This is a genomic window from Salipiger bermudensis HTCC2601 (genome assembly GCF_000153725.1).
Taxonomy (GTDB): domain Bacteria; phylum Pseudomonadota; class Alphaproteobacteria; order Rhodobacterales; family Rhodobacteraceae; genus Salipiger; species Salipiger bermudensis.
Window position 1 is genome coordinate 2,190,612 of record NZ_DS022276.1, and the last position, 26,176, is coordinate 2,216,787.

At 66.3% G+C, this 26,176-nt stretch carries 29 protein-coding genes; 18 read left to right on the forward strand and 11 right to left on the reverse strand.

Going from position 1 to position 26,176, the window contains the following annotated elements; genetic code table 11:
* Positions 1-178: 178 nt before the first annotated feature.
* The 3 genes from R2601_RS10480 to R2601_RS10490 form a co-directional block, all read right to left on the reverse strand.
* Positions 179-2,212 (reverse strand): capsule polysaccharide biogenesis protein, encoded by a 2,034-nt coding sequence (locus R2601_RS10480; RefSeq protein ID WP_040545301.1) that lies wholly within the window; start codon positions 2,210-2,212, stop codon positions 179-181.
* Between the two features lie 2 nt (positions 2,213-2,214).
* A complete protein-coding gene (locus R2601_RS10485) occupies positions 2,215-3,366 on the reverse strand; it encodes a polysaccharide biosynthesis/export family protein (RefSeq protein WP_007797705.1) in 1,152 nt (383 codons plus the stop codon).
* 95 nt (positions 3,367-3,461) lie between these two features.
* Positions 3,462-4,754, reverse strand: coding sequence for a capsule polysaccharide biogenesis protein (locus R2601_RS10490; RefSeq protein WP_007797707.1), 1,293 nt, complete (start codon positions 4,752-4,754; stop codon positions 3,462-3,464).
* Between the two features lie 93 nt (positions 4,755-4,847).
* Between R2601_RS10490 and R2601_RS10495 the strand changes: the two genes are divergently transcribed.
* Positions 4,848-5,435, forward strand: a complete 588-nt coding sequence (locus tag R2601_RS10495; RefSeq protein ID WP_007797711.1) for a riboflavin synthase — start codon at positions 4,848-4,850, stop codon at positions 5,433-5,435.
* A gap of 174 nt (positions 5,436-5,609) precedes the next feature.
* On the opposite strand, the gene R2601_RS10500 is transcribed toward R2601_RS10495, so the two are convergent.
* The 3 genes from R2601_RS10500 to R2601_RS10510 form a co-directional block, all read right to left on the reverse strand.
* Positions 5,610-6,668, reverse strand: coding sequence for a YeeE/YedE family protein (locus R2601_RS10500; protein ID WP_007797713.1), 1,059 nt, complete (start codon positions 6,666-6,668; stop codon positions 5,610-5,612).
* A 126-nt stretch (positions 6,669-6,794) separates the two neighbouring features.
* The gene (locus R2601_RS10505) at positions 6,795-7,139 is read right to left on the reverse strand and encodes an ArsR/SmtB family transcription factor (protein ID WP_007797716.1); all 345 of its coding nucleotides are present in this window, start codon (positions 7,137-7,139) and stop codon (positions 6,795-6,797) included.
* On the reverse strand, positions 7,139-7,549 hold the full coding sequence (locus tag R2601_RS10510) for a thioredoxin fold domain-containing protein (protein WP_110740068.1): 411 nt from the start codon (positions 7,547-7,549) through the stop codon (positions 7,139-7,141). The genes R2601_RS10505 and R2601_RS10510 overlap by 1 nt, the downstream gene beginning before the upstream one ends.
* Before the next feature lie 79 nt (positions 7,550-7,628).
* Between R2601_RS10510 and R2601_RS10515 the strand changes: the two genes are divergently transcribed.
* From R2601_RS10515 to R2601_RS10595, 17 genes are all read left to right on the forward strand, one after another.
* Positions 7,629-8,366, forward strand: coding sequence for a cytochrome c biogenesis CcdA family protein (locus R2601_RS10515; protein WP_007797720.1), 738 nt, complete (start codon positions 7,629-7,631; stop codon positions 8,364-8,366).
* Positions 8,367-8,412: 46 nt separating this feature from the next.
* Positions 8,413-8,997, forward strand: a complete 585-nt coding sequence (locus R2601_RS10520) for a thioredoxin family protein (RefSeq protein WP_007797722.1) — start codon at positions 8,413-8,415, stop codon at positions 8,995-8,997.
* Positions 8,998-9,142: 145 nt separating this feature from the next.
* A complete protein-coding gene (soxX, locus tag R2601_RS10525) occupies positions 9,143-9,616 on the forward strand; it encodes a sulfur oxidation c-type cytochrome SoxX (protein ID WP_007797724.1) in 474 nt (157 codons plus the stop codon).
* Positions 9,617-9,654: 38 nt separating this feature from the next.
* Positions 9,655-10,074 carry a thiosulfate oxidation carrier protein SoxY gene (gene soxY, locus R2601_RS10530; RefSeq protein WP_007797727.1) on the forward strand — a complete coding sequence of 140 codons (420 nt, stop codon included), beginning with the start codon at positions 9,655-9,657 and terminating at the stop codon, positions 10,072-10,074.
* A gap of 26 nt (positions 10,075-10,100) precedes the next feature.
* Entirely contained in the window at positions 10,101-10,430 is a 330-nt protein-coding gene (gene soxZ / locus R2601_RS10535) for a thiosulfate oxidation carrier complex protein SoxZ (protein ID WP_007797729.1), read from the forward strand.
* Between the two features lie 61 nt (positions 10,431-10,491).
* Positions 10,492-11,346, forward strand: coding sequence for a sulfur oxidation c-type cytochrome SoxA (gene soxA, locus R2601_RS10540; RefSeq protein WP_040544597.1), 855 nt, complete (start codon positions 10,492-10,494; stop codon positions 11,344-11,346).
* A 96-nt stretch (positions 11,347-11,442) separates the two neighbouring features.
* Positions 11,443-13,140: a thiosulfohydrolase SoxB gene (gene soxB, locus R2601_RS10545; protein WP_007797737.1), complete on the forward strand. Its 1,698-nt coding sequence runs from the start codon at positions 11,443-11,445 to the stop codon at positions 13,138-13,140.
* A gap of 29 nt (positions 13,141-13,169) precedes the next feature.
* Positions 13,170-14,447 carry a sulfite dehydrogenase gene (gene soxC / locus R2601_RS10550; RefSeq protein WP_007797740.1) on the forward strand — a complete coding sequence of 426 codons (1,278 nt, stop codon included), beginning with the start codon at positions 13,170-13,172 and terminating at the stop codon, positions 14,445-14,447.
* A complete protein-coding gene (locus tag R2601_RS10555; RefSeq protein ID WP_007797742.1) occupies positions 14,431-15,657 on the forward strand; it encodes a c-type cytochrome in 1,227 nt (408 codons plus the stop codon). The genes soxC and R2601_RS10555 overlap by 17 nt, the downstream gene beginning before the upstream one ends.
* 560 nt (positions 15,658-16,217) lie before the next feature.
* Positions 16,218-16,793, forward strand: coding sequence for a hypothetical protein (locus R2601_RS10560; RefSeq protein ID WP_195903846.1), 576 nt, complete (start codon positions 16,218-16,220; stop codon positions 16,791-16,793).
* 115 nt (positions 16,794-16,908) lie between these two features.
* Positions 16,909-17,829 carry a cation diffusion facilitator family transporter gene (locus R2601_RS10565; RefSeq protein ID WP_007797748.1) on the forward strand — a complete coding sequence of 307 codons (921 nt, stop codon included), beginning with the start codon at positions 16,909-16,911 and terminating at the stop codon, positions 17,827-17,829.
* A 121-nt stretch (positions 17,830-17,950) separates the two neighbouring features.
* Positions 17,951-18,583, forward strand: coding sequence for an ATP-dependent Clp protease proteolytic subunit (locus tag R2601_RS10570; RefSeq protein WP_007797752.1), 633 nt, complete (start codon positions 17,951-17,953; stop codon positions 18,581-18,583).
* A gap of 152 nt (positions 18,584-18,735) precedes the next feature.
* Positions 18,736-20,001: an ATP-dependent Clp protease ATP-binding subunit ClpX gene (gene clpX / locus R2601_RS10575; protein ID WP_007797753.1), complete on the forward strand. Its 1,266-nt coding sequence runs from the start codon at positions 18,736-18,738 to the stop codon at positions 19,999-20,001.
* 62 nt (positions 20,002-20,063) lie between these two features.
* Positions 20,064-20,423, forward strand: a complete 360-nt coding sequence (locus R2601_RS10580; protein ID WP_007797755.1) for a RidA family protein — start codon at positions 20,064-20,066, stop codon at positions 20,421-20,423.
* 87 nt (positions 20,424-20,510) lie between these two features.
* Positions 20,511-20,894: an NADH:ubiquinone oxidoreductase subunit NDUFA12 gene (locus R2601_RS10585; RefSeq protein ID WP_007797756.1), complete on the forward strand. Its 384-nt coding sequence runs from the start codon at positions 20,511-20,513 to the stop codon at positions 20,892-20,894.
* Positions 20,895-20,898: 4 nt separating this feature from the next.
* Complete coding sequence (gene mlaD, locus R2601_RS10590) at positions 20,899-21,348, forward strand: outer membrane lipid asymmetry maintenance protein MlaD (RefSeq protein WP_007797758.1); 450 nt, start codon at positions 20,899-20,901, stop codon at positions 21,346-21,348.
* Entirely contained in the window at positions 21,345-21,704 is a 360-nt protein-coding gene (locus tag R2601_RS10595; protein WP_007797761.1) for a DUF2155 domain-containing protein, read from the forward strand. Before mlaD ends, R2601_RS10595 begins: the two co-directional genes overlap by 4 nt.
* On the opposite strand, the gene aat is transcribed toward R2601_RS10595, so the two are convergent.
* The 5 genes from aat to R2601_RS10620 form a co-directional block, all read right to left on the reverse strand.
* The gene (gene aat / locus R2601_RS10600) at positions 21,668-22,306 is read right to left on the reverse strand and encodes a leucyl/phenylalanyl-tRNA--protein transferase (protein ID WP_007797764.1); all 639 of its coding nucleotides are present in this window, start codon (positions 22,304-22,306) and stop codon (positions 21,668-21,670) included. The two genes, R2601_RS10595 and aat, sit on opposite strands and share 37 nt — an antisense overlap.
* A gap of 49 nt (positions 22,307-22,355) precedes the next feature.
* A complete protein-coding gene (gene accC / locus R2601_RS10605) occupies positions 22,356-23,711 on the reverse strand; it encodes an acetyl-CoA carboxylase biotin carboxylase subunit (protein ID WP_007797769.1) in 1,356 nt (451 codons plus the stop codon).
* A gap of 9 nt (positions 23,712-23,720) precedes the next feature.
* Positions 23,721-24,212: an acetyl-CoA carboxylase biotin carboxyl carrier protein gene (gene accB / locus R2601_RS10610; RefSeq protein ID WP_007797772.1), complete on the reverse strand. Its 492-nt coding sequence runs from the start codon at positions 24,210-24,212 to the stop codon at positions 23,721-23,723.
* Between the two features lie 234 nt (positions 24,213-24,446).
* Positions 24,447-24,857: a hypothetical protein gene (locus R2601_RS10615; protein WP_007797774.1), complete on the reverse strand. Its 411-nt coding sequence runs from the start codon at positions 24,855-24,857 to the stop codon at positions 24,447-24,449.
* Between the two features lie 190 nt (positions 24,858-25,047).
* Positions 25,048-26,176 (reverse strand): acetate--CoA ligase (locus tag R2601_RS10620; protein WP_007797777.1); only part of this gene is annotated, 1,129 nt, incomplete at its 5' end.

Below are 26,176 nucleotides of genomic sequence, written 5' to 3' on the forward strand. Positions count from 1 at the left end.
TTGCCTGCATGTCCTGCGCGGTCTTCATCATCTTGGCCATGTCGCCAAGTCCGCCCAAACCTTTCAGCATCGTGTCTCTCCTGCGTCGCGGGCGCGGGGATCGCGGCCCTTGCATTTGCCCCAGTATATCGCAGTCGCAACCGCGCTCGACAAGTGGGGCAGGTCAGAGAGGCGCCTGCTAGCGGCGCCAGAGGGGCGCGCGGCTGGCAAACAGGCCCTGCAGTTTCGACAGCATTCGGTTGGTGGGGCCGGGGCGGGGCAGGCGGCCGGTCTCGAGCCGATCGGCCACGACCTCGACCGGGCAGGGCAGGCCGGTCACCGGATCGCGGTAGCGCGGATAGGCGATGAGCGTGGCATGGACCAGCGCCTCGAGCGTCGGGCGGGGGCCGGTGAGGCGGCGGGCGGGCACCGGGCCGAGATCGCGGGTCAGGCCCCAGCCGGCATAGAACGGCGCGCCAAGTGTGGTGACGCGCAGGCCGCGGAGCAGCGCCTCGAAGCCGCTGAGCGAGGTCAGGGTCCAGACCTCGTGGACCTCTGGTAGCAGCGCGCCCATGTCGGTGTTGCTCAGCGTCAGGTTGGCCCACCGATCGGGCGCCTCGACATGGCCGGGGCGCAGGCCGGCTTCTACGTCGGGATGCGGCTTCCAGAGGATCACCGCGTCCGGGTTCTCGGCACGGACGCGGGCGAGCAGATCGGCGTTGCGCTGCATCCCGGGGCTGCCGAGGCGGATCGAGGCGTCGTCCTCGACCTGTCCGGGGACGAGGATGCGATGGCCCTCGGGCAGCGGCGGCAGGGGCCCTGCGAGGTTGTACTTGGTAAGACCGCCGGCGGTGATGCGGGTGATGAGGCGGCGGGCGCGCTCGGTCTGGTCGGGGCGGGGCTGGGCCGTGTCGGCGATCAGACGCTCGAGCCGCGAGGGGCGCGTGGGATCGTAGTAGAGGCCGAGATCGTCCGCCACCAGCGACAGCGGCGGGACCAGTTCGGCGCCAAGCCCGCGCGAGCGCAGGAAGCCGTCCTCGATGCGCACCGTGCCCGGATCGGCCTCGGCGGCGCCCCAGATCATCCGGGCGCGGCCCTCCTCGGCCCGCTGCCGGGCCTGCTCGGGGGAGTGCGCGAAGACCAAGGGGCGTTCGCTGCCGAAGACCCCCTGCATCGGTTTGCGTTTCCACAGGCGCATGTTCTCGGCGACCCAGCCGCGACGGTCCTCGCGCCATGCCCTCGCGCGGGTCTCGAGCGTGGCGAGCACGTTCTCGAGCTCGCAGAGTCGGTCACGATAGGGGTCGTACCAAGTGGGGTAGAGGATCATCGCGGCGGCGAAGAGCTGCGCGCGGGTCAGCCGGCGCTGGCGGCGGGGCAGGGGCGTTTCTTCTTCGGTCAGGCCCCAGCCGGCGTAGAAGGGCTGCCCGAACACTCTTGGCCGGTGGCCGGCAAGGATCGCCTCGAAGCCCATCTGCGAGGACACGGTGTAGACCGCGATGGCACCCTCCAGCAGCGCCTGCGGTGAGGCGGGCGCGGTGAACAGCGTGACGCGACCGGTGGCATCTTCGGCGCGGTAATGCCCGGCGCGAAACCCTTCGCGGGTCTCTGGGTGGGCCCGGATCACGATGCGCTGACCCGGGTGCTCGTCCTGCGCCCAGTAGAGCATCTCGCGAAAGCGGTTGCGGTCGGCACCCGAGGCCCGCACCGACGCGTCGCCCTCGGTCTGGTCGATGACCAGCACGTAGCCCGGCTCGGGCACCGGATCGGCGGGATCGACGGCGCTGTACTTGGTGAGATGCGCGTCCTGCATCCGTGCCATCGCGCCCCGCGCCCGTTCCAGCAGGGCATGGTCGTCGAGCGGATGGGTGGCGAGCAGCGTCTCGAGATCGGAAACGGTCGAAGGGTCGAAATGGACGCCCGAGCGATCGAGAAGCAGGCCCAGCGGCGGCTCGCCGCTGCGGCCCGGGTGCAGCGAACGCAGGAAGGCGTCCTCAGTGCGCAGGAGCGGCACGCCATGCTTCGTTGCCATGCTCTCGCCGCGATGGGCATAGGGCGACTGGCCCCACACGCCGACCATGTCGCGCGCGCCGGGCCGGCCCAGCGAGACCCGGTAGCCGGCGAGCGAGAGGATGCGGCGCAGCCGGGGCTGGCGCAGAAAACCGGCATTGTAGACATAAAGACGCCGGGGATCTGCATCCCCGGCGCCTTGTTGACCATCGTCGGTCTGGTTCAGGATCAGCCCCCCGATCCCTGCACCAGCGTCGCGGTGGTCGCGAGCGTGTTGACCGCGCCGAAGGAGCCGAGCAGCGACGAGATCGTCTTGCTCCACTGGGCGAAGGGCGCCTCGGTCACGTAGAGCGTGTCCTGGTCGCGGACCACGAAGTCGCGCGCCATGAACATGCCGTTGGGCTGCGTCAGGTCGAGCACGTAGACCATGCGCTGCGCGCCGATCAGGTCGGAGCGGCCGAGCACCTGATTGGCGACCTCGGGCGGCTCGTTGCGCATCACGAAAACACCGGTCGGGTCTGCAGTGGTCGACAGCAGCCCGCCGACCTGCGCGATCGCCTCGAGGGCCGAAAGCGTCTGGCTCTCGAACGGCACGCGCGCCTGCGTGCCGGTGGCGCCGAGCGCGGTGAAGGAGCGGGTGTCGGCCTCGACGAGGATCTTGTCGCCGCCGCGCAGCGCGATGTCGAAACGCGGATTCTTGTAGAGGTCCTGGAACCAGATCCGCTCGGTCTGCTGGCCGCGGATCACCGAGATCTGGGTGATCTCGGGCTCGAGGGTGATGCCGCCGGCGCGGGCGAGCATGGCCGAGAGCGTGCGGGTCGGGCGCTCGATGGCATAGACGCCCTGGCCGCCGACTGCGCCCACGAGGCTCACGGTCGAGCCGTCGCCGGCAAGGCGGCGGACCTCGACCTGCGGGTCCGGGGTCTGTTCGGCGAGGCGCTCTGTGATGATCCGACGCACCGCCTCGGGCGAATTGCCGGCGGCGCGGATGCGGCCCGCGTAGGGCACAAAGATGAAGCCCGAGCCGTCGACCTGCACCTCTTCCAATGTGGTGGCGTTGGCGGTCTCGGCGACCAGCAGGCCGTCATCGACGTTTTCCCAGACCGTCAGCCCCAGCGTGTCGCCGGGCTGGATGGTGTCGGAGCCCACCACCGAGGCGTTCTGGAAGCCTTCGGTGAAGCCGAGGGCGGGCACCACGGCGGTGGCGCGGCTCACGCGGTCGTTCACGGTGACGATGAAGGCATCGCCCTCGCGCATCACCGAGCCGGAGTAGATTTCGCTTTTGGTGGGGCCAGACCGCGGCAACGTGCAGGAGGCCAGGATGGACATCGCGGCAAGCACCGCGACGGTCTTCACCCATCGTGTGGTGGAAAAATTCACTGCTCGGTCTCCTCGACCTGTTCTTATCTGCCTCAGGTTTTTTCGCTAACCTATCGGAATCCGGCCTCAAAAGCCAGTCTGACGGTATCGCGGCGTCAGCGCACCACGCGCAACTGTTGCCGAGGGGCCGCGGTGCCGTGACGCAGGGCATCGTAGGGATCGTCGGGAGAGAGCATCATGTCGACCACCAGTCGCAGCAGCTGGCGGCGTCCGCGTGCAGAGTAGAACCCGCCGGGAACTTGACTGGTTTCAAGCAGATAGCGCCGGTAATCGCGATAGGCGCGATTGTCCGGCCGGGCTGGCTGGGCGAAGAATTCCGCCAGCGGCTGGTCGGAAACGAACGCGGGCTTGGCATAGACCGACTGACCGAAGACCTTGAGCGGAATCCCCCGCCAGAGGACCTGCTGGCCGGCGGTGGAGTTCACCGTGACGGCGGTCCGGGCGTCGTTCAGAAGTTGCGCGAGCTTGCCGCCGCGCACGAAATGCACCCGGTCGGCGATGCCCAGCCGCGTCGCGGCGGCGCGGATGGTGCGCCGCACCGGCGCGCGGCCATCCTCGAGCGGGTGCGCCTTGAAAACGAGGTGGTGATGCCCCGGCGCGCCCTCGGCGAAGCCCTCGAGCACCAGTTCGAGAAACTCGGTCATCGAGGTGAAGGGCGAGTGCTGGCGGAAGCTCGCGTCGTGCTCGAGCTGCATCAGGACGAGGTGGTAGGGAAAGCCGCCACGGCGGATGCGCAGCGTCTCGAGCAGGCGCTCGGCCCGGTGCAGCGGCATCAGCAGGAGTCGCTTGAGGTAGAGCCGGAATTCCTGCGCCACGTTGAGGTCGCGATGCGGGCGGAAGTTGCGGTAGTCACGGTTCCGAAACATCACGAACCAGTGGTAGAGCGCGCCATAGAAGATGTGCTGGCGCATGTCGCCCCAGTGGCCGGGCGGCAGCGGCGCTTCCATGTCCGATTGCGCCAGCGCGGTGCGCATCTCCTTGATGCCCATGTCCATCAGCCGTGAATGGCCGTTCGAGCCGCCGCGCTCGTAGCTCACCCAGTAGGGCCGCATGTAGCCTTCCTCGAAGACATGCACGGTCAGGCCGCGGGCGCGGGCATGAGCAATGGCCTCGGCGTGGATGCGGCGGGTGTCGCCGTAGAGCACGAGGTCGGTGACACGCTTTTCCGAGAGCAGGGCTTCGAGCCGGGCCGGCCAGTCCTCGGGGCTGCCGTCGAAGGGGAGGTAGCTTTGCGGGTGGAACCAGAAGGCGCGGTCGCCGGCATTGAACCCCACCCGCCAGACCTCGGCCCCGGCGCGGCGCAGCATGGCGCCCAGCCGGTGGAAGAAGGGCCCGTGCGGCCCCTGCAGGAAGAGGAACACCCGGGCGGGAACGGTTGCCTTGCTCATGTCGCCCCGCTAATGGTTTGCCTGATATTGCAATCCATACCGGGGTTTCCCGGCGAAAATAAGGCCCGCGTTGGGCGGGCCGGGAGAGGGCGGATGTTCACCGGCATCGTGACGGATATGGGCGAGGTGCGCAGCCTCGAGCAGGCGGGCGACCTGACGGCGCGGATCGGCACCGGCTACGACACTTCGGGCATCGAGATCGGCGCCTCGATCGCCTGCGACGGGGTCTGCCTGACGGTGATCGACCTCGGGCCAGACTGGTTCGACGTGCAGATCAGCGCCGAGACCGTGTCGAAGACCAATCTCGACGCCTGGACCGAGGGCCGCCGTATCAATCTCGAGCGCGCGCTCAAGGTTGGCGATGAGCTTGGCGGCCACATCGTGTCGGGCCATGTGGACGGGCTGGCCGAGGTGGTGGCGATGCGCGACGAGGGCGACAGCACCCGCGTCACCCTGCGCGCACCCGAGGCCCTTGCGAGGTTCATCGCACCCAAGGGCTCGGTGGCGCTGAACGGCACCTCGCTGACGGTGAACGAGGTCGATGGCTGCGAATTCGGCATCAACTTCATCCCGCACACCAAGGAAGTCACCACCTGGGGTGGGGTTGAGGTCGGCGACCGGATCAATCTCGAGATCGACACCCTGGCCCGCTACGTCGCGCGCCTTGCCGAGATGAGCTGACCGCCCCTGCGAAGCTGGGCGCAGGCGTGCCGCCGTGCCACTGCGCCCCGTCTTCTCTGGTTCAAAATACCTCGGGGGAGTCCGACTTTGGCGGACGGGGGCAGCGCCCCCTTCTTTCCTCAACTGTCCCGCTTTGCGGACCCGGGGCAGCGCCCCCGAATAGACCCTCACCGCTCACTCCGCCGGCTGGAACCCGACGATCAGTTGCCGCAAGCCCAGGGCCGCGCCGGCAAAGATCGCGGCCATGGTCACCGGTGCCGAGAAGGCCAGCACTGAGAAGGCCGAGAGCCCCTGGCCGATGGTGCAGCCCATGGCGATCACCGCGCCGCCGCCCATCAGCGCCGCGCCTAGGATCTGGCGGCGCAGCTCGCGCGGGTCTTCGCAGGCTTCCCAGCGGAAATGGCCCTTGATCAGCGAGCCGAGGAAGGCGCCGGCCCAGACGCCGGCGACCGAACCCACCGCGAAGGAGAGCGGCCGCACCGAGCCGGTCATCCACCACAGGATGCTGTCGCCGAGCGGTGCCGCGAAGCTGTGCGAGACCACAGGCAGCCCCTCGAAGCCGGTGCGTGCCACCCAGGCGGTGCCGGCCCAGGCCAGCACCACGCCAAGGCCGACCATCGCCGCCCAGAAGATCTGCTTCGGCTTGGCCCAAAGCCCGCGCGAGGCCAGCGAACCGGCCAGCAGCACGATCCCCAGCACCATGCCGATCGGCTCGGCAGGCACGTTGGTGAACCGGCCGAGCTGGTGTGCGATGCCCGGTGGCGTGGCGCTCATCACCTCCTGTTGCGGAAACAGCGCGGCGCGCAGCGGCGCCAGCGGCCCGGCGAGCACCACGTAGGTCGACACGCCCATCACCAGCACGATGACGAAGCTGCGCAGGTCGCCGCCGCCAAGGCGGGCCACCGCGCCGTAGCCGCAATTGCCGGCCAGCGCCATGCCGTAGCCGAAGGCGAGCCCGCCGAAGATCGAGGCCATCGGCATCCACCGGATCGAGAGGTAGTAGCTGTCGGAGGGGGCGAAGAACCCGGCGCTCATCAGACCGAAGCTGCCGAGGATGGCGATACCGATGGCGATGCCCCACATCCGCATCCGCAGGTCCGACCCGCCATAGAGCAGGTCCTCGATCGCGCCGAGGGTACAGAACCGCCCGAGCCGTGCCGCGAGTCCCAGCAGCACGCCGCTGCCCAGCCCGATCAGCGCGACCAGATGGTGTTCGCTCAACACCTCGAACATGCCGATTCCTCCCTCCCGGCGGCTCCGATGCCGTGACTGGAGAGTATGCGGTCGCGAAGAGATAGACTCAAGCGAAAGCTTGAATGTGTTCGTCAGGCAGGGGGGGGGCGGCTCAGCCGCGCTGGCTCAGCTCTCGTCGCCGCAGAACAGCTCGTACACCGTCTCGAGCATGCGCTTGGGGCGGTCGTCGGCGAGGCGGTAGTAGATCGCCTTGCCCTCGCGGCGCGGCACGACCAGCCCCTCGAGGCGAAGGCGCGAGAGCTGCTGCGACACAGCCGCCTGCCGGGCGGCGAGCAGCTCTTCGAGCTCGGTCACGGATTTCTCGCCGGTGACGAGATGGCACAGTATCATCAGCCGACCCTCGTGGCTGATCGCCTTGAGAAAGGCCGAGGCGGCGGCCGCCTTGTCGGCGATCTGGTCGAGCTCATCGTCGCTCAGGTCGTCCTTGATCACCGGAAGTGCCATATTCATCACCCACCCTCCAGAACCTGCGCGGGCGTCTCCACTGCCGCGTCCGGATCGAATGCCGTGTGTTGCTCAAGCAGTTGCGAGAGCACGGGCCAGAAAAAATCTTCGCCCGGATAACCTTCTAGCCGGGCGAGTTCGTCACCGTCTTCTATCAGAATGAATGTCGGTGTGAACAAGACTTTACGCTGATACGAAACGCCCTCCGGCGGGCCCGCGCGCAGGTCTGCCCGCAAAAGCGGCGCAAAGCGGCCCTCGGCGGTCTTGCCATAGGCCGGGGCAATCTGCTCGTCCCATGCCCGGCAATAGGCGCAGCCGGGCTGTTCGACCATGACCAGCCGGATTTCCGCCGCCGCGGGAAGCGCAATACACAGCACGGCCAAGGCCGCCGAGGCGAGAGATTTCACAAAGGTCATGGCGCACCGATTGACGAATGTCGTAACGTTCAACATAATATGAATATGTGAATTGTTCAAGCCAGCGAGGGGAGGCGTCTTGCTTGATATCTCGTTCGCAGGCGCCGCACTGGCGGGCCTGCTCAGTTTCTTCACACCGTGCATCCTGCCGATGGTGCCGTTCTACCTCTGCTACATGGCGGGCATTTCCATGGCCGAGCTGCGCGATGACTCGGGCATCGAGGCCGGGGCGCAGCGCCGCCTGGTGCTCTCGGCAGTGGTCTTCGCTGCCGGCGTCACCACGATCTTCGTGCTGCTGGGCATGGGGGCGACCGCGGTGGGGCAGGCCTTTGCCGACTGGAAGCAGCCGCTCTCTTATGCCGCCGCCGCCGTGCTGCTGGTCTTCGGGCTGCACTTCCTCGGCGTGATCCGGGTGCCGCTCCTGCATCGCGAGGCGCGGATGGAAAGCAAGGCCGAGCCCACAAGCGTGCTTGGGGCCTATGTCATGGGGCTCGCCTTCGGCTTTGGCTGGACGCCCTGCGTCGGCCCGGCGCTGGCCTCGATCCTGATGATCGCCAGCGGCATGGGCGACATCGTCCGCGGCGGGCTGCTGCTTCTGGTCTACGGCATCGGCATGACCGCGCCCTTCGTGATCGCGGCGCTGTTCTCGGGGCCGTTCCTGCGCTGGACCGCACGGCACCGGGGCAAGCTGCAATATGTCGAGAAGGCGATGGGCGTGATGCTGATCCTGTTCGCGATCCTGATCGCCACCGACAGCGTGAACGTCATCGCGCAATGGATGATCGACACGTTCCCGGGCTGGACATCGCTGAGTTGAGGTCACGCCGGGCCCGCGAGGCGCCCGTTTTGAGGAGGAGGAGACGATGAAAGCATGGATAGGCGCCGCATTCGCGGCGGCACTGGCACTGCCCGTCTGGGCCGAGGTCGCGCCGATGGGCGATGACGGGCTCTACAAGGAGCCGTGGATGCGCGACACCTTCAAGGATCTGCGAGAGGATCTGGCCGAGGCCAATGACGAGGGCAGGCGGCTGGTGCTCTTCGTCGAGCAGCGCGGCTGCATCTACTGCCACAAGATGCACGAGGAGGTGTTCTCGCTTCCCGACGTGGCCGCCTTCATCGAGGAGAACTTCTTCGTGGTGCAGATCAACCTGCACGGCGACACCGAGATCACCGATTTCGACGGGGAATCGCTCTCCGAGAAGGACGCGGCGCGCAAGTGGCGGGTTCTGTTCACGCCGAACATCATCTTCCTGCCGGAAGAGGTGTCCGAGGACAGCACAGCGATCGAGGCGGCGGTGGCGGTGATGCCCGGCGCCTTCGCCAAGGGCACGACGCTGGATATGTTCACCTGGGTCGCCGAAAAGCGCTACGAGCTTGATAACGGTGAGGACTTTCAACGCTATCACGCGCGCCGCATCCAGGAACGCGACAACGGCAAGTTCGACTAGAGCGGGAATGCTGCATTTGCGTAATCATCGTAAAATTCATGTCTGTGAATTTGTTGTTGCGTAAGGCCCGCGCGGTAGACTACGGTATTCACAGCTACGGAGGAGACAGCCCGCGGGACGGGCTGCTGGAGCCAAGGGAGGGAACATGAAACTTACTGCACTGACGCTCGCGGGCGTGTTTGTCGCGGGTGCGGCACTCGCGAACGGCGTGGCCCCCGACGAGGTCACCTATGGCGAATACGGCGCGGTCGAGGCCTCGCTCAGCGGCGCCGAGGGCAATGCCGACAAGGGGCGCGAGATCTTCTCGACCAAGTCGATGGGCAACTGCGTCTCGTGCCACGCCGTCTCGGCGCTGCCCGACGTGCCCTTCCAGGGCGAGGTCGGTCCTATGCTCGACGGTGTCGGCGGTTACCGCTCCGCCGAAGAGCTGCGTGGCATCGTGGCCAACGCCAAGATGACCTTCGAGGGCACGGTGATGCCGGCCTTCTACAAGACCAGCGGGTTCATCCGCCCGGGCAACGGATACACCGGCAAGGCGGCCGAAGGGCCGATCGACCCGATCCTGTCGGCCCAGGATGTCGAGGACGTGGTCGCGTTCCTCATGACCTTGCAAGACTGACGCACGCGACCGGAAATTTGTTCAGGAGAAACGGAACCATGGAATTCACACGTCGTGAAACCCTTGCCGTGGGCGGGGCCGCCGCGCTGGTCGCCATGCTGCCGAAGGGAGCCTATGCCGCCACCACCGAGGAGTGGATCGCGGAATTCACCGGCGGCGCCGATATGGCCGATGCGGGCATCGACCTGACCGCGCCGGAGATCGCCGAGAACGGCAACACCGTGCCGATCGAGGTCAGCGCCGAGGGCGCCTCCGAGATCCTCGTGCTGGCGACCGGCAACCCGACCCCGGGCGTGGCCACCTTCAAGTTCGGCCCCCTTGCCGCGTCGCAATACGCCTCGACCCGCATCCGACTCGCCGGCACGCAGGAAGTGGTGGCGATCGCCAAGCTTGCCGACGGCTCGTTCGCCAAGGCGTCGAAGACCGTCAAAGTGACCATCGGCGGCTGCGGCGGCTGATCGGCTTAACATAGGAGACAGAACACATGGCAGACGGCGTCAAACCCCGCGTCAAGGTCCCGAAATCCGCGTCCGCCGGTGAGGCGATCACGCTTAAGACCCTCATCAGCCACCCGATGGAATCCGGCCAGCGCAAGGACGGCGATGGCAACGTGATCCCGCGCTCGATCATCAACCGCTTCACCTGCGAGTTCAACGGCGAGAGCGTGATCGACGTGACCATGGAGCCGGCGATCTCGACGAACCCGTATTTCGAATTCGAGGCCACCGTGCCCGAAGCCGGCGAGTTCAAGTTCACCTGGTACGACGACGACGGCTCCGTCTACGAGGAGACCAAGGCGATCGCGATCGGCTGATCAAGAACAAGACCCTGTCCCGCAGAGGTGCGGGGCGGGGCTTTTCAGGGAGGGAACCTAAATGATTTTCAGGATGATGACGGCGGCCGCCGCCATGCTGGCCCTGACCGCCCCGATGCTTGCAGCGGGCGGTGCCGATGATGATACGCTCATCATCAACGAAGACCTCGAGATCACCACCAAGGCCGCCGCGGCGCCGCATCTCGACGGTCACCTCGACGAGGTGATCTCGGGCTGGCATTTCCGCGACGACGACACCCAGGCCATGGAGATGGACGATTTCGACAACCCTGGCATGATCTTCGTCGACCAGGGGATCGACCAGTGGAACGCCGTCGAGGGCTCTGAGGAGAAGTCCTGCGCGTCGTGCCACGGCGATCCCGAGGAGATGGCGGGCGTCAAGGCGGTCTATCCGAAATGGAACGAAGAGGCCGGTGAGGTGCGCACGCTGCAGATGCAGATGAACGACTGCCGCGAAAATCGCATGGGCGCCGAGCCGTGGAAATACGACGCGGGCGCCGCGATCAACATGGAGGCGCTTCTGGCCTCGGTGTCGCGCGGCATGCCGGTCAACGTCGCCATCGACGGCCCCGCCGCCGAGGCCTGGGAGATGGGCAAGGAGATGTACTACACGCGGTACGGCCTTCTCGAGCTGTCCTGCGCCTCCTGCCACGAGCAGAATTACGGCAACTACATCCGGGCCGATCACCTGTCGCAGGGCCAGATCAACGGCTTCCCGACCTACCGCCTGAAGAACGCCAAGCTCAACGGCGCGCACGGCCGTTTCAAGGGCTGCATCCGCGACACCCGCGCCGAGACCTTCTCGCCGGGCTCGCCGGAGTTCGTGGCGCTCGAGCTCTATGTCGCCTCGCGCGGCAATGGCCTCGACGTCGAGGGCCCCTCGGTCCGCAACTGATCCTTTGCCCCGTGCGTGAGAACGCGCGGGGTTTCCCGTTTTCAATCAATTCACACATGCGAATGTGTGCTGAGAGCCAGACGAAAGATCCCTCCCATGATCTCAAGACGCGATTTCCTTCAGGTCTCGATGGCGGCCTCGGCGCTCTACGGTGCCAGCGGCTTCGGCAACTGGGCGCGGCTCGCTGCGCAGCAGAGCCTGACGCAGGACCAGCTTCTCCAGTTCGACACGTTCGGGAACGTCTCGCTGATCCACGTCACCGACATCCACGCCCAGCTCAAGCCGATCTATTTCCGCGAGCCGGAAGTGAATATCGGCGTCGGCCCGAACAAGGGCGAGGTGCCGCACGTGACCGGCGCCGACTTCCGCAAGCTCTACGGCATCGATGACGGCTCGCCGTCGCATTACGCGCTGACCTACAACGACTTTTCCTCGCTCGCGAAGGGCTATGGCAAGGTCGGTGGCATGGACCGCGTCGCGACCGTGATCAACGCCATCCGCGCCGACCGCCCCGATGCCATCCTGCTTGACGGCGGCGACACCTGGCACGGCTCGATGACCTGCCACAAGACCGCCGGTCAGGACATGGTCAACGTGATGAACGCGCTCAAGCCCGACGCCATGACCTTCCACTGGGAGTTCACCCTGGGCTCCGAGCGGGTGCAGGAGATCGTCGAGGGCCTGCCGTATGCCGCGCTGGGCCAGAACATCTTCGACGCCGAGTGGGACGAGCCCGCCGAGCTCTTCAAGCCCTACCAGTTCTTCGAGCGCGGCGGCGTGAAGGTCGCGGTGATCGGTCAGGCCTTCCCCTACATGCCGATCGCCAACCCGCGTTGGATGTTCCCGGAATACAGCTTCGGCATCCGTGACGAGCACATGCAGGAGATGGTCGACGAGGTGCGCGGCATGGGAGCCGAGCTGGTCGTCTGCCTGAGCCACAACGGCTTCGACGTCGACAAGAAGATGGCCGGGATCGTCAACGGCATCGACGTGATCCTGTCGGGCCACACCCATGACGCGCTGCCCGAGCCGGTTCTGGTGGGCGAGACGATCATCGTGGCCTCCGGCTCCAACGGCAAGTTCGTCTCCCGCGTCGATCTCGACGTGCGCGACGGCCGCATGATGGGTTTCCGTCACAAGCTGATTCCGATCTTCTCGGACGTGATTACCCCCGATGCCGAGGTCGCGAAGCTCATCGACGAGCAGCGCGCGCCCTACAAGGCCGAGCTCGAGGAGGTCATCGGCCAGACCGATGAGCTGCTCTATCGCCGCGGCAATTTCAACGGCTCCTGGGACGACCTGATCTGCGATGCGCTGATGTCCGAGCGCGAGGCCGACATCGCCATGTCGCCCGGTGTGCGCTGGGGCCCGAGCCTGATCCCCGGCGATCCGATCACCCGCGAGGACATCTGGAACGTCACCTCGATGAGCTACGGCGAGGCCTATCGCTCGGAGATGACCGGCGAGTTCATCAAGGTGATCCTCGAGGACGTGGCCGACAACATCTTCAACCCCGATCCCTATTACCAGCAGGGCGGGGACATGGTCCGCATCGGTGGCATGGGCTACCGCATCGACATCACCAAGCCGCAGGGCGAGCGCATCTCCGACATGACGCTGCTCAAGACCGGCGAGGCCATCGATCCGTCGAAGACCTACATGGTCGCCGGCTGGGCGAGCGTCAACGAAGGCACCGAGGGACCGCAGATCTGGGACGTGGTGGAAAGCCACATCCGCAAGTTGGGCACCGTCACCCTGGAGCCCAACACCAGTGTCGAGGTGGTGGGCGCCTGAGCCCGCCGCGCAGCAACAGGAGAGCCAACATGGCGACAGAGAAGAAAGCCGCCTCCGCCTCGCGCCGTCAGTTCCTGACCGGTGCCGCGGCCGTGGGCGCGGGCACAGTCGCGGCCGGCGTGGCGCGCGCCGCCGAGCCCGATCCGCTGATCACCGAGGTGCAGGACTGGGCCAGCGGCTTCGGCGACGGCGTCGATGCCACCCCGTACGGCCTGCCGATCAAGTTCGAGGATGACGTGGTCCGCCGCAACGTGGAATGGCTGACCGCCGACACGATCTCGTCGATCAACTTCACCCCGATTCATGCGCTCGACGGCACCATCACGCCGGCGGGCTGCGCCTTCGAGCGGCACCATTCCGGCGCCATCGAGCTCAGCAAGAGCGACTACCGGCTGATGATCAACGGCGATGTCGAAACGCCGATGGTGTTCGGCTATGCCGATCTCGAGCGCTTCCCGCGCGAGAACCACGTGTACTTCCTCGAATGTGCCGCCAATACCGGCATGGAGTGGGCCGGGGCGCAACTCAACGGCGCGCAGTTCACCCATGGCATGATCCACAACATGGAATACTCGGGCATCCCCGTCCGCACCCTGCTGGCCGAGGCCGGCTGGTCGGGCGAGGTCGAGGGCAAGTGGCTCTATGTCGAGGGCGCAGATGCCTCCTCGAACGGGCGCTCGATCCCGCTCGAGAAGGCACTGGATGACTGCCTGATCGCGATCAAGGCCAATGGCGAGGCGCTGCGCAAGGAGCACGGCTATCCCGCGCGCCTCGTGGTGCCGGGCTGGGAAGGCAACATGTGGGTCAAGTGGGTGCGCCGCATGGAGATCATGGACGGCCCCGTCGAGAGCCGCGAGGAAACCTCCAAGTACACCGACACGCTGGCCGACGGCACCTCGCGCAAGTGGACCTGGGTGATGGACGCCAAGTCCGTCGTCACATCGCCGAGCCCGCAAATGCCGATCACCCACGGCCACGGCCCGGTGGTGATCACCGGCATGGCCTGGTCGGGTCACGGCAAGATCACCCGCGTCGATGTCTCCAAGGATGGCGGCAAGACCTGGGAGACCGCGCGTCTCGCGGCGGATCCCGCCAACAAGGCACTGACCCGCTTCTACCTCGACACCGAGTGGAACGGCGAGGAGTGGTTCCTGCAAAGCCGCGCCATGGACGAGACCGGCTACGTCCAGCCGACCAAGGCCCAGCTGCGCGACGTGCGCGGCCTGAACTCGATCTATCACAACAACTGCATCCAGACCTGGTGGGTGAAATCCAACGGAGAGGCGGAAAATGTCGAAGTCTCTTAAGCTCTACGCCGGCACCGCGATCGGCATCCTCGGGACGTTGACACTGGCGGTGAACTTCGCCGACCGTTTCGTTGCCGATTTCCCCGAGAACCCGCGCACCATGGCGGCGCTGCCGGCACCCGAGCCGGTGGCCGAGGCGCCCTCCGGCGTGCTCGTGGGCGCGGCCACTGCGGCCACCACCGATGGCGGCGGCACCTTCGGCCTTGGCCGCGAGGCGCTGCCTGAGGAGGTCGCGGCCTGGGATCTCGACGTGAGCCCCGACGGCACCGGCCTGCCGGCAGGATCGGGCGATGTCTGGACCGGCGAGACGGTGTTCGAGGAGAACTGCGCGGTCTGCCACGGCTCCTTCGCCGAAGGCGTCGACAACTGGCCCAAGCTCGCCGGTGGTGACGGCACGCTGGCGGATGAGGATCCGCTGAAGACGGTGGGCAGCTACTGGCCCTATCTCTCGACCGTGTGGGATTACGTGCACCGCTCGATGCCCTTCGGCAACGCGCAGTCGCTGACGCCGGACGAGGTCTACGCGATCACCGCCTACATCCTTTATTCCAACGATCTCGTGGATGACGATTTCGAGCTCAGCGACGCCAATTTCGCCGAGTTCGAGATGCCCAATGCCGAGGGCTTCATCGTCGATGACCGGGCCGAGACGGAATACAGCCTCTGGCGCAACGAGCCCTGCATGGAAAACTGCAAGGAGAGCGTCGAGATCACCATGCGCGCCACCGTCCTCGACGTGACGCCGGAAGAGGAGGGCGCCGAGGCGGCCGACGCGGCCGAGGCATCGACAGGCGAGCAGGAGGCCGAGGTCGAAGAGGTCGCCGCCGTTGCCGAGGAGGCTGCGCCCGCAGCCGAGGAAGCGCCCGCCCAAGAGGCACCGGTCGAGACCGCCGCGATCGACGAAGCCCTCGCCGCTGATGGCGAGAAGGTTTTCCGCAAGTGCAAGGCCTGCCACCAGGTCGGCGAGGGGGCGAAGAACCGCACCGGGCCGCAGCTCAACGCCGTGGTCGGCCGCGAGATCGGCGGGCTCGACGGCTTCAAGTATTCCGGCACGCTGGCCGAGATGGGCGGGGTCTGGGATGCCGAGGCTCTGCACGGCTTCCTGGCCGACCCGCGCGGCTATGCCAAGGGCACCAAGATGGCCTTTGCCGGGCTGAAGAAGGACGAGGATATCGACGCCGTCGTCGAGTATCTCAAGACCTTCGAGTGATCCCGCGGCGCCGGGTCCCGGCGCCGTCCCTCCCGCATCCTCCCTTGGATGCCAGACACTTGGCCCGGCGCGATCCCTCGCGCCGGGCCTTTCATTGTTGGCATGAGCCTGCCGGCATGGTGCCAGATGCCACGCATTGTCGGAAAAGGTCCGGTATTCCGCCGTTGGCCCGGGCTGGGCTTTGGATCAGGATGCACCCGGGGCGCGCGCCCCGGTCTGACCGGTTTTATGGGGCGGATCCGAACGTCATTGGTCCCGCGCCTGTCGGCGCGGCAAATCGGAGCATTCCACCGTGAGCTTTCGTTCCAGCATCTTGTTGCTTGCCGGGCTGATTGCCCTCGCCGCTGCTTTCGCGCCGCTCGGGAAATCGAAATCCGCGCCCGATCCCTTGCCGCGCGCCGTGGCCTTGCGGCTCTGACCGGCGACGTCCGCGCACCCGTTAACCGGGCTTTTCCTCCACCCGTGGTAACGGCCTCCCCATGGCGAAGACGAGATCCCAATGCGACCCTGACGGGCGGCTGGCCAGCGCCGTCCGCTTTGCGCGCATGGCCTGCCTTGCGGTGCTGCTGCTTCAGGGCTGCGCGACACCGCCGCACCGGCTGCCGATCGCAGAGACGTCCGAGCGCAGCGCGCTGGCGCTATCCATCATGCAGCTCTCGCCCTCCGTCGAGACCGCTGAGGCGGGGCGCCTGTCTGATCTGGCGTTCGGCCTGTCGACCCGCACGGCGCGTGAGGTCGAGGGGATCGACCCTCCGGTGAAGCTGACCCGAGACCTGCATTTCGGGTTCAAGACCAGCAGCTTCTGCCACGCCTGGGCCGACCGGTTCTTCCGCGTCCTGCGGGCAGAACCGTTCGACAGCCTTGAGCTGCACGCGGTTATGTCGCCGACACGCACACTTCATCCGATCGAGCATTCGGCGGTGATCGTCACGGCCCGGGGCCGGCCGCTGGCGAGCGGGCTCTTGCTCGATCCATGCCGGTACGAAGGCCGGCTCTACTGGCGGGATGTGGGTGATGACCGGGCCTTCGATTGGCAGCCACGCGACGCGGTTCTCTGGGAAAAGCGCTTCGGGCGCCGGCCTTGGTATGCTCAAAACCCGCTCGATGCGTTGATCCAGACGGCGCGGCCGCCGTGATCAAGAGATCATGATGGCCGACGGCTTGACCTTTGCGGCCACAACGGCGCGTTGTGGCGCAGAGCCTCCGGCGCGCATCGCTGCCGGACGACCGCAGCACAGCCAAGGCGAGCCCATGCCCCACGATCACCACCATCATCACCACCATATCGACCCGAACGCCGGTGACGGCAGGCTGATCGGGGCCATCGCGGTCAACATGGCGCTGACCGTGGCGCAGGTGCTGGGGGGGATCTTTTCGGGCAGCCTCGCGATGATCGCCGACGCGCTGCACAACTTCTCGGATGCGATCTCGCTGGTCATCGCCGCCGTGGCCCGCCGCATCGCCCGCCGCCCAGCGACCGAGCAGATGCCCTTCGGCTTCGCCCGTGCCGAGGTGGTGGCGGCGCTGGTCAACTACACCAGCCTGATCATCATCGGGCTCTACCTCGTGATGGAGGCGGTGCTGCGCTTCCTATCGCCCGAGCCGGTGCAGGGCTGGCTGGTGGTGATCATCGCCGGGGTGGCGCTGGTGGTCGACTTGGTGACCGCGCTGCTGACCTACACCATGTCGAAGGACAGCGTGAACATCCGCGCCGCCTTCCTGCACAACGTGGCCGATGCGCTGGGGTCGCTCGCGGTGATCTTTGCCGGCACGCTGATCATCCTCTTTGGCTGGACATGGATCGATCCGGCCGTGACCCTGCTGATCGCCGGCTACATCCTGTGGATGGCCTTCGGAGAGATCGGCGGCGTGATCCGCATCCTGATGCTCGGCAGCCCGCCCGAGCTGGCCCCCGGAGAGGTGCTCGACGAGGCGCGCCAGGTCGAGGGGGTGGATGGGTTGCACAAGGCGCATCTGTGGCAGATCGACGAACATCGGGCGGCGCTGCAGGCGCATCTGGTGGTCCGCGAGGGCGCCTGGGGGCAGGCCGACACCATCAAGGCCTCGGTCAAGCAGCGCATGAAGGACCGCTTCGGCATCACCCATGTCGTGCTCGAGCTCGAATGCGCCCGCCATGCCTGCACGACGCCGCAGGATTGGGGCGGGGCATGAGCGCTGCCCCCGCGACCTCCGGGCCATTTGAACCGCAGGCCCTTGCGGCCCCCCAAGCCCGATACTAAGAATCTGGTAAGACACACGAGATAGGCACACGGAAGAAAGCAGGCAGGCGGATATGAAAGACCCTTTTGAGACATACATGAACACGCTCGTCCCGATGGTGGTCGAGCAGACCAGCCGCGGCGAACGCGCCTACGACATCTTCTCGCGCCTGCTGAAGGAGCGGATCATCTTCGTCTCCGGCCCGGTGCATGACGGCATGTCGAGCCTGATCGTCGCTCAGCTGCTGCACCTCGAGGCGGAAAACCCCTCGAAAGAGATCTCGATGTACATCAACAGCCCCGGCGGCGTTGTGACGAGTGGTCTGTCGATCTACGACACCATGCAGTACATTCGTCCCAAGGTCTCGACCCTGGTGATCGGCCAGGCGGCCTCGATGGGCTCGCTGCTGCTGACCGCGGGCGAGGCGGGCATGCGGTTCTCGCTGCCCAACAGCCGCATCATGGTCCACCAGCCCTCGGGCGGCTACCAGGGCCAGGCCACCGACATCATGATTCACGCCGAGGAGACGCTGAAGCTGAAGCGCCGCCTCAATGAAATCTACGTGAGGCATACCGGCCAGACGCTGGAGAATGTCGAGGCCGCTCTCGAGCGTGACAACTTCATGGCGCCCGAGGATGCCAAGGAATGGGGCCTCATCGACGAGATCGTCGAAAGCCGCGGCGCGGCGGAAGAGGCCAAATCCTAATCGCTTGCCCCGCCGCCACGGTGCGGCGGGGCATTTTTCAGATTGTAGAGCGCTGGGCACTGGCCTAGACTTTGCAGAATTGGCGAAAAAGATGGGCCTTCGGCTGGCACATGGCGCAGCCGAAACGATGAAATGGCCCTGAAAGGTGCGATATGGCGACGAATTCCGGCGGCGACAGCAAGAACACCCTCTACTGCAGTTTCTGCGGCAAGAGTCAGCACGAAGTGCGCAAGCTGATCGCGGGTCCGACCGTCTTCATCTGCGACGAATGCGTCGAGCTCTGCATGGACATCATCCGCGAAGAGACCAAGGGCGCCGGCCTGAAGTCCTCCGAGGGGGTGCCGTCCCCGCGCGAGATCTGCGACGTTCTGGATGATTACGTGATCGGTCAGGCGATGGCCAAGCGTGTGCTCTCGGTCGCGGTGCACAACCACTACAAGCGCCTCAACCACAGCCAGAAGAGTTCGGATATCGAGCTGGCGAAGTCGAACATCCTGCTGATCGGCCCGACTGGCTGCGGCAAGACGCTGCTGGCACAGACGCTGGCGCGCATCCTCGACGTGCCGTTCACCATGGCGGACGCCACCACGCTGACCGAGGCCGGCTACGTGGGTGAAGATGTCGAGAATATCATTCTCAAGCTGCTGCAGTCGAGCGAGTACAATGTCGAGCGCGCGCAGCGTGGCATCGTCTATATCGACGAGGTCGACAAGATCACCCGCAAGTCCGAGAACCCGTCGATCACCCGTGACGTGTCGGGCGAGGGCGTGCAGCAGGCGCTGCTCAAGCTGATGGAAGGCACCGTGGCCTCGGTGCCGCCGCAGGGCGGCCGCAAGCATCCGCAGCAGGAATTCCTGCAGGTGGACACCACCAACATCCTGTTCATCTGCGGCGGCGCCTTCGCCGGTCTCGACCGGATCATCGCGCAGCGCGGCAAGGGCTCGGCCATGGGCTTCGGCGCCGATGTGCGCGACCCGGAAGAGCGCGGCACCGGCGAGGTGTTCAAGGATCTCGAGCCCGAGGATCTGCTGAAGTTCGGCCTGATCCCGGAATTCGTCGGCCGTCTGCCGGTGATCGCAACGCTCGAGGATCTCGACGAGGACGCGCTGGTCACCATCCTGACCGCGCCGAAGAACGCTCTGGTCAAACAGTACCAGCGCCTGTTCGAGATGGAGGACACCCAGCTGACCTTCACCGACGACGCGCTCTCGGCGATTGCCAAGAAAGCGATCGAACGCAAGACCGGCGCGCGCGGCCTGCGCTCGATCCTCGAGGGCATCCTGCTCGACACCATGTTCGAACTGCCGGGCATGGATGAGGTCACCGAGGTGGTGGTCAACGACGAGGCGGTCAATTCCGACGCCAAGCCGCTGATGATCTACGCGGACCAGAAAAAAGAAGGCACCTCGGCGAGCTGAGGTCGATAACGTTAGGCACGTCTGGGCGGGGTTTTTCCCCGCCCTTTTCTTTGGAGTGAGAGATGACGATCAAGCGGATCCATACGGGCAGCCCGTTCGAGGAAAAGATCGGCTATTGCCGCGCCGTGGTGGCGGGCGGCTTCGTGCATGTCGCCGGCACGGTGGGGCAGGGCGACACGGTCACCGAACAGTGCCGCTCGGCGCTCGAGGTGATCGGCAAGGCTCTGGCCGAGACCGGGTCGAGCTTTGCCGACGCGGTCCGGGTGACCTACTATCTCCCCGACGCGGCGGAGTTCGAGCCCTGCTGGCCGATCCTGTCCGAGACCTTCGGAGACAACCCGCCGGTCGCCACGATGATCGAATGCAACCTGATCGACCCGAAATACCGCATCGAGATCGAGCTCACCACGCTCGCGCCCTGATCGGTCCTGCGGGGACCAGCGCCTGTGCGCTGGACCTCGCCCCCAAGCATCGCATATACGGAACAGGAAGATACCGAGGAGTCGTCCATGGGCATTCTGAACAAGCTCCTGAAGCTGGTCACCTGGTGGAACGGTGCCACGCTGAACACCCTTTGGTGGAGCAGCCGCCACGGCACCCGCGTCGGTGAGGATGAACAGGGCAACACCTTCTACCAGACCAAGGATGGCAAGCGTCGCTGGGTGATCTACAACGGTGAGGTCGAGGCCAGCCGGGTGAGCCCCGACTGGCATGGCTGGCTGCACCACACCTTTGCCGAGCCGCCGACCGATCGCCCGCTCTCCCACGAGAGCTGGGAAAAGCCGCATATCGAGAACCTGACCGGCACGGCCATGGCCTATGCGCCACAGGGCTCGATCCGCCAGCCCGAGCCGGCCAACCGCCGCGACTACGAGGCGTGGAGCCCGGAATAAGCCCATGACCACCTCCACCACAGAGGTGCTGGTCGGCGGGGCTGTCCTCGCCGCCGCGATCGCCTTTGGCGCCTACGCCGTCAATACCACCGGCTTCGAGCTGCACGAGACCGGCTACCCGCTCAGCGCCAGTTTCCGCTCGCTGGAAGGCGTGACCGTCGGCAGCGACGTGCGCCTCGCAGGGGTCAAGGTGGGGACGGTGACGGAGATCTCGCTCAATCCCGAGACCTTCCGGGCCGACATGGGGATGACTCTGCAGGATGACATCCTGATCCCCGATGACAGCGCGATCCTGATCTCGTCCGAGGGGCTGCTCGGCGGCAATTTCGTTGAGATCAGCCCGGGCGGCTCGCCCTTCTACTACGAAGACGGGGACGAGATCCTCGATACGCAGGGCTCGGTCAGCCTGATCTCGCTCTTGCTTAAATATGTCGCCGGGGGAGGCGAGGAATGATCCGCAAACTGTGTCTCGGTCTCGCCCTGCTTGCCGCACCGCTGCAGGCGCAGGAGGCCACCAATACCGGCACCGGCGCGGTGCTGCGCGGCTTGGACAAGCTCACCGGTCGGGCATACGACATCGAGATGCGCGCCGGAGAGACCGCCCAGTTCGCCCGCACCGAGATCTCGCTACAGGAATGTCGCTACCCCGAGGGCGACCCGGCGGGCGATGCCTTTGCCTTCCTGACCGTGCGCGAGGCCGGCAATGCCGAGCCGGTGTTCCGTGGCTGGATGATCGCCTCGTCACCGGCCCTCAATGCGATGGATCACCAGCGCTACGACGTCTGGGTATTGCGCTGCACCACATCCTGACCGCTTTGTGCGAGCGGTGTGCCGGCAAGATCCGGGGTCACAGGGAGCGCCTCGCGCAGTTGGGCGCGGTAATTTGCGCGGGTGATCTCGAGCCCGCCCAGGGTGGCCAGGTGCTCGGTCAGAAACTGGGTGTCGAACAGCGTGAACCCGGCCCGCCGCAGCAGGTCGATCAGCCAGCATAGAGCGATTTTCGATCCGTCGCGGCGCCGCGAGAACATCGACTCGCCGCAGAACGCCCCGCCGATCTCGAGCCCGTAGACCCCGCCGGCCAACTCTCCCTCCATCCAGACCTCGAGCGAATGCGCCAGCCCGCGCTGGTGCAGCGTGACGAAGAGGGCGCGGATTTCGTGGTTGATCCAGGTCTCGCGGCGGTCGGCGCAAGCGTCGATGACGCCCTCGAAATCCGCATCCAGAGTGACCGTGTAATCATCGCGCCGGAGGCGCCGGGCAAGGCTGCGCGAGATGTGCAGCCCGTCCATCGGCAGGATGCCCCGCCGGCGCGGATCGACCCAGAACAGCTCCGGGTCGTCGCGGTGCTCGGCCATCGGGAAGATGCCCGAGCGATAGGCCTGAACCAGGAGCTCCGGGGTGATCTCGCTCATCCCCGGGGCCCCGTCGCACGCAGCGGGCGGTATCCGCCGCGCGCCATCCTCATGCCGCCGAGAACGGATCCTTGGCGAGCCACTTCTCCAGCCAGTGGATGTTGTAGTCGCCGGTCAGGACGTCGTCTTCCTGCAGCAGGGCGTGGAAGAGCGGGATGGTGGTGTCGACGCCGTCGACGATCAGCTCGCCAAGTGCCCGGTTGAGCCGCGACAGCGCCTCGTTGCGGTCGCGCCCGTGCACGATCAGCTTGCCGATCAGGCTGTCGTAATAGGGCGGGATCGAATAGCCCTGATAAAGCGCCGAATCCATCCGCACGCCAAGCCCGCCCGGGGCGTGGTACTGGGTGATCTTGCCGGGGCAGGGCGAAAAGTTCGGCACCTTCTCGGCGTTGATCCGGACCTCGATGGCGTGACCGTTGATGACGAGGTCATCCTGCCCGAAGGAGAGCGTGTAGCCCTCTGCCACGCGGATCTGCTCGCGCACCAGATCGACGCCGAAGATCGCCTCGGTCACCGGGTGCTCCACCTGCAGGCGGGTGTTCATCTCGATGAAGTAGAACTCGCCATCCTCGTAGAGGAATTCGATGGTGCCGGCGCCCGAGTATTTCAGATCGCCCACCGCCTTGGCGCAGACAGCGCCGATGCGGGCGCGCTCTTCCTCGGTGATGCAGGGGCCGGGGGCCTCCTCGAAGACCTTCTGGTGGCGGCGCTGAAGCGAGCAGTCGCGCTCGCCCAGATGCACCGCGTTGCCCTTGCCGTCGCCGAAGACCTGGATCTCGATATGGCGCGGGCGCTGCAGGTACTTCTCGATATAGACTTCGTCATTGCCGAAGGCGGCCTTGCCCTCGGCCCGCGCGGTCTGGAAGGCGCGCTCCATCTCGGCCTCGGAATTGGCGACCTTCATGCCGCGCCCGCCGCCGCCGGCGGTGGCCTTGATGATCACCGGGTAGCCGAAATCGCGGCCGATCTGCTTGGCGGCCTCGACATCGGGAACACCACCCTCGGAGCCGGGAACACAGGGCACGCCAAGCTCCTTCATGGTGTCCTTGGCGGTGATCTTGTCACCCATCACGCGGATGTGTTGCGCCGAGGGGCCGATGAAGGTCAGGCCGTGATCCTCGACCATCTGCACGAAACGCGCGTTCTCGGACATGAAGCCGTAGCCCGGGTGGATGGCCTGGGCGCCGGTGATCTCGCAGGCCGAGATGATCGCGGCCGGGTTGAGGTAGCTGTCGGTCGAGGAGGCAGGGCCGATGCAGATGCTCTCGTCGGCCATGCGCACATGCATCGCGTCGGCGTCGGCGGTGGAGTGCACGGCGACGCTTGCGATGCCCATCTCGCGGCAGGCGCGGATGACGCGCAGCGCGATTTCGCCACGGTTGGCGATCAGGATCTTGTCGAACATGGGGCCTCCTTACTCGAGGATGACCAGAGGAGCGCCGAATTCCACGGGGGCGCCATCCTCGACGAGGATGCGCTTGACGGTGCCCGCACGCGGGGCCGGGATGTGGTTCATGGTCTTCATCGCCTCGACGATGACCAGCGTGTCGCCTTCGCTGACCTGCTGGCCGACCGAGATGAAGGAGGGCGCGCCGGGCTCGGGCTGCATGTAGACCGTGCCGACCATCGGCGAGGCCACGGCGCCGGGATGCGCGGCCGGATCTTCCGGGGCGGCCTCGGCGGCGGGGGCCGCGGGGGCTGCGGCTGCGGCCGGAGCCGGGGCGGCTGCGGGGGCGCTGACGGCGATCGGAGCGGCCTGCGGCAGGGCGCGGCTCACGCGGACGTTCAGGCTGTCGTCGTCGCCATATTCGCGCTTGACCTGGAGCTCGGTCAGATCGTTCTCGCGGAGCAGTTCCGCCAACGCCTTGATGAAGGCCACGTCGGCTTCGTGGGTGTCTTTGCTCATGCAATCCTCGCCGGTGATTTCGCGGGCCTGTTTTCCGTCATGGCCCCTTGATCTGGCGCTTATAGGACAAGCTTCTTGCCATGAAAAGCGACCCCGTCGGTGAAAAGCCGCGGGTTTGCGCATTTTGAAGACCCTTCGGACACGCCTGCGAGCGCGCCTTGCCCTCTCGGGCCGCGGGGCGGTGGGCGGCGGCGGAACCGGTCCGCTCCGCGGGCCGACTCACCGTGATCCGTCTCAGGCGGCGGACGGGAACACAGGCTCCTGCCGGGAACGTCCCGGGCCGGTATAGGCCTGCGCCGCGCCGTCATCGGAGGCGGGTGTGGAGGCGGATGCGCTCTCGGGCTCCGGCGCGTCCGGGGCAAGGCCGACCATTTGTTCGGCCTGTTCCTGAAGCAATGCGGCGATCCTGATCTGCATGATCGAGGGCGGCGCCACGTGCTTCGCCGGGTCGGGTAACCCGGTGAGGCCGCGCCAGAAACTGCTCGGTGGCTCGCCGCCGGGATCAGGATCGGTGCCGGTCTGCGCTTGTTGCGCAATCGGTTGCACCTTCGTCTCGACGGCGGAGCTGGGTGGCGAGGCCGGAAGGCCCAGAGGATGACCGGTGGCCAGAGGTGCCACCGCAGAGGAAACACCTGTCATCTGCATGGATCGTCTCCATCAGGCTAAACGCCCCCACCGACCGAAGATAGCACAGTCACGACGATTTCGAAGCTATTCCTGTAAACTTACCCCGATTTTCCAGTGTGTTGGTTAATGGCTCCTTGTGATCGGCCGCGGGTGAACGAGAGAGGCGGCCGCCTGTGCGACCGCCTCGTTCGTTGCGAAAACCAGCGGATTACTTGTTCGCGCGGTTTTCGATGAGGTCGTCGACGACGGAGGGGTCGGCGAGTGTGGAGGTGTCGCCAAGGGCGCCGTAGTCGTTCTCGGCGATCTTGCGCAGGATGCGGCGCATGATCTTGCCCGAGCGCGTCTTGGGCAGGCCCGGCGCCCACTGGATCAGGTCCGGCGAGGCGATCGGGCCGATCTCGGTGCGGACCCAGGTGCGGAGCTCCTTCTTGAGCTCCTCCGAAGGCTCCACCTCGTTCATCAGCGTGACGTAGCAGTAGATGCCCTGGCCCTTGACGGGGTGCGGGTAGCCCACCACCGCCGCCTCGGCGACCTTGGCATGGGCGACCAGCGCCGATTCGACCTCGGCCGTGCCCATGCGGTGGCCCGAGACGTTGATCACGTCGTCGACCCGGCCGGTGATCCAGTAATCGCCACCCTCGTCGACGCGGCAGCCGTCGCCGGAGAAATAGTAGCCTTTATATTGCTGGAAATAGGTCTGCTCGAAGCGCTCGTGATCGCCCCAGACGGTGCGCATCTGCCCCGGCCAGCTGTCGGCGATCGCCAGAACGCCCTCGGTCGGGACGTCGTGGATCTCCTCTCCGGAGCTGGGCTCGAGCACCACCGGCTTGACGCCGAAGAACGGCTTCATCGCCGAGCCGGGCTTGAGCGCGTGGGCGCCGGGCAGGGGGGTCATCAGGTGGCCGCCGGTCTCGGTCTGCCACCAGGTGTCGACGATCGGGCATTTTCCCTTGCCGATCTTGTCATTGTACCAGTTCCAGGCCTCGGGGTTGATGGGCTCGCCGACGGTGCCGAGCAGCTTGAGAGAGCTCAGGTCGCACTTGTCGACGAAGCCGTCGCCCTGGCCCATCAGCGCCCGCAGCGCGGTCGGCGCCGTGTAGAACTGGTTGACCTTGTGCTTGTCGCAAACCTCCCAGAAGCGGCTGGCGTCGGGATAGGTCGGCACGCCCTCGAACATCAGCGTGGTGGCGCCGTTGGCAAGCGGCCCGTAGACGATGTAGCTGTGGCCGGTGACCCAGCCCACGTCGGCGGTGCACCAGTAGACGTCGCCGTCGTGGTAATCGAACACAACCTCGTGGGTGAGGGCGGCGTAAACCAGATATCCACCACTGCGGCAC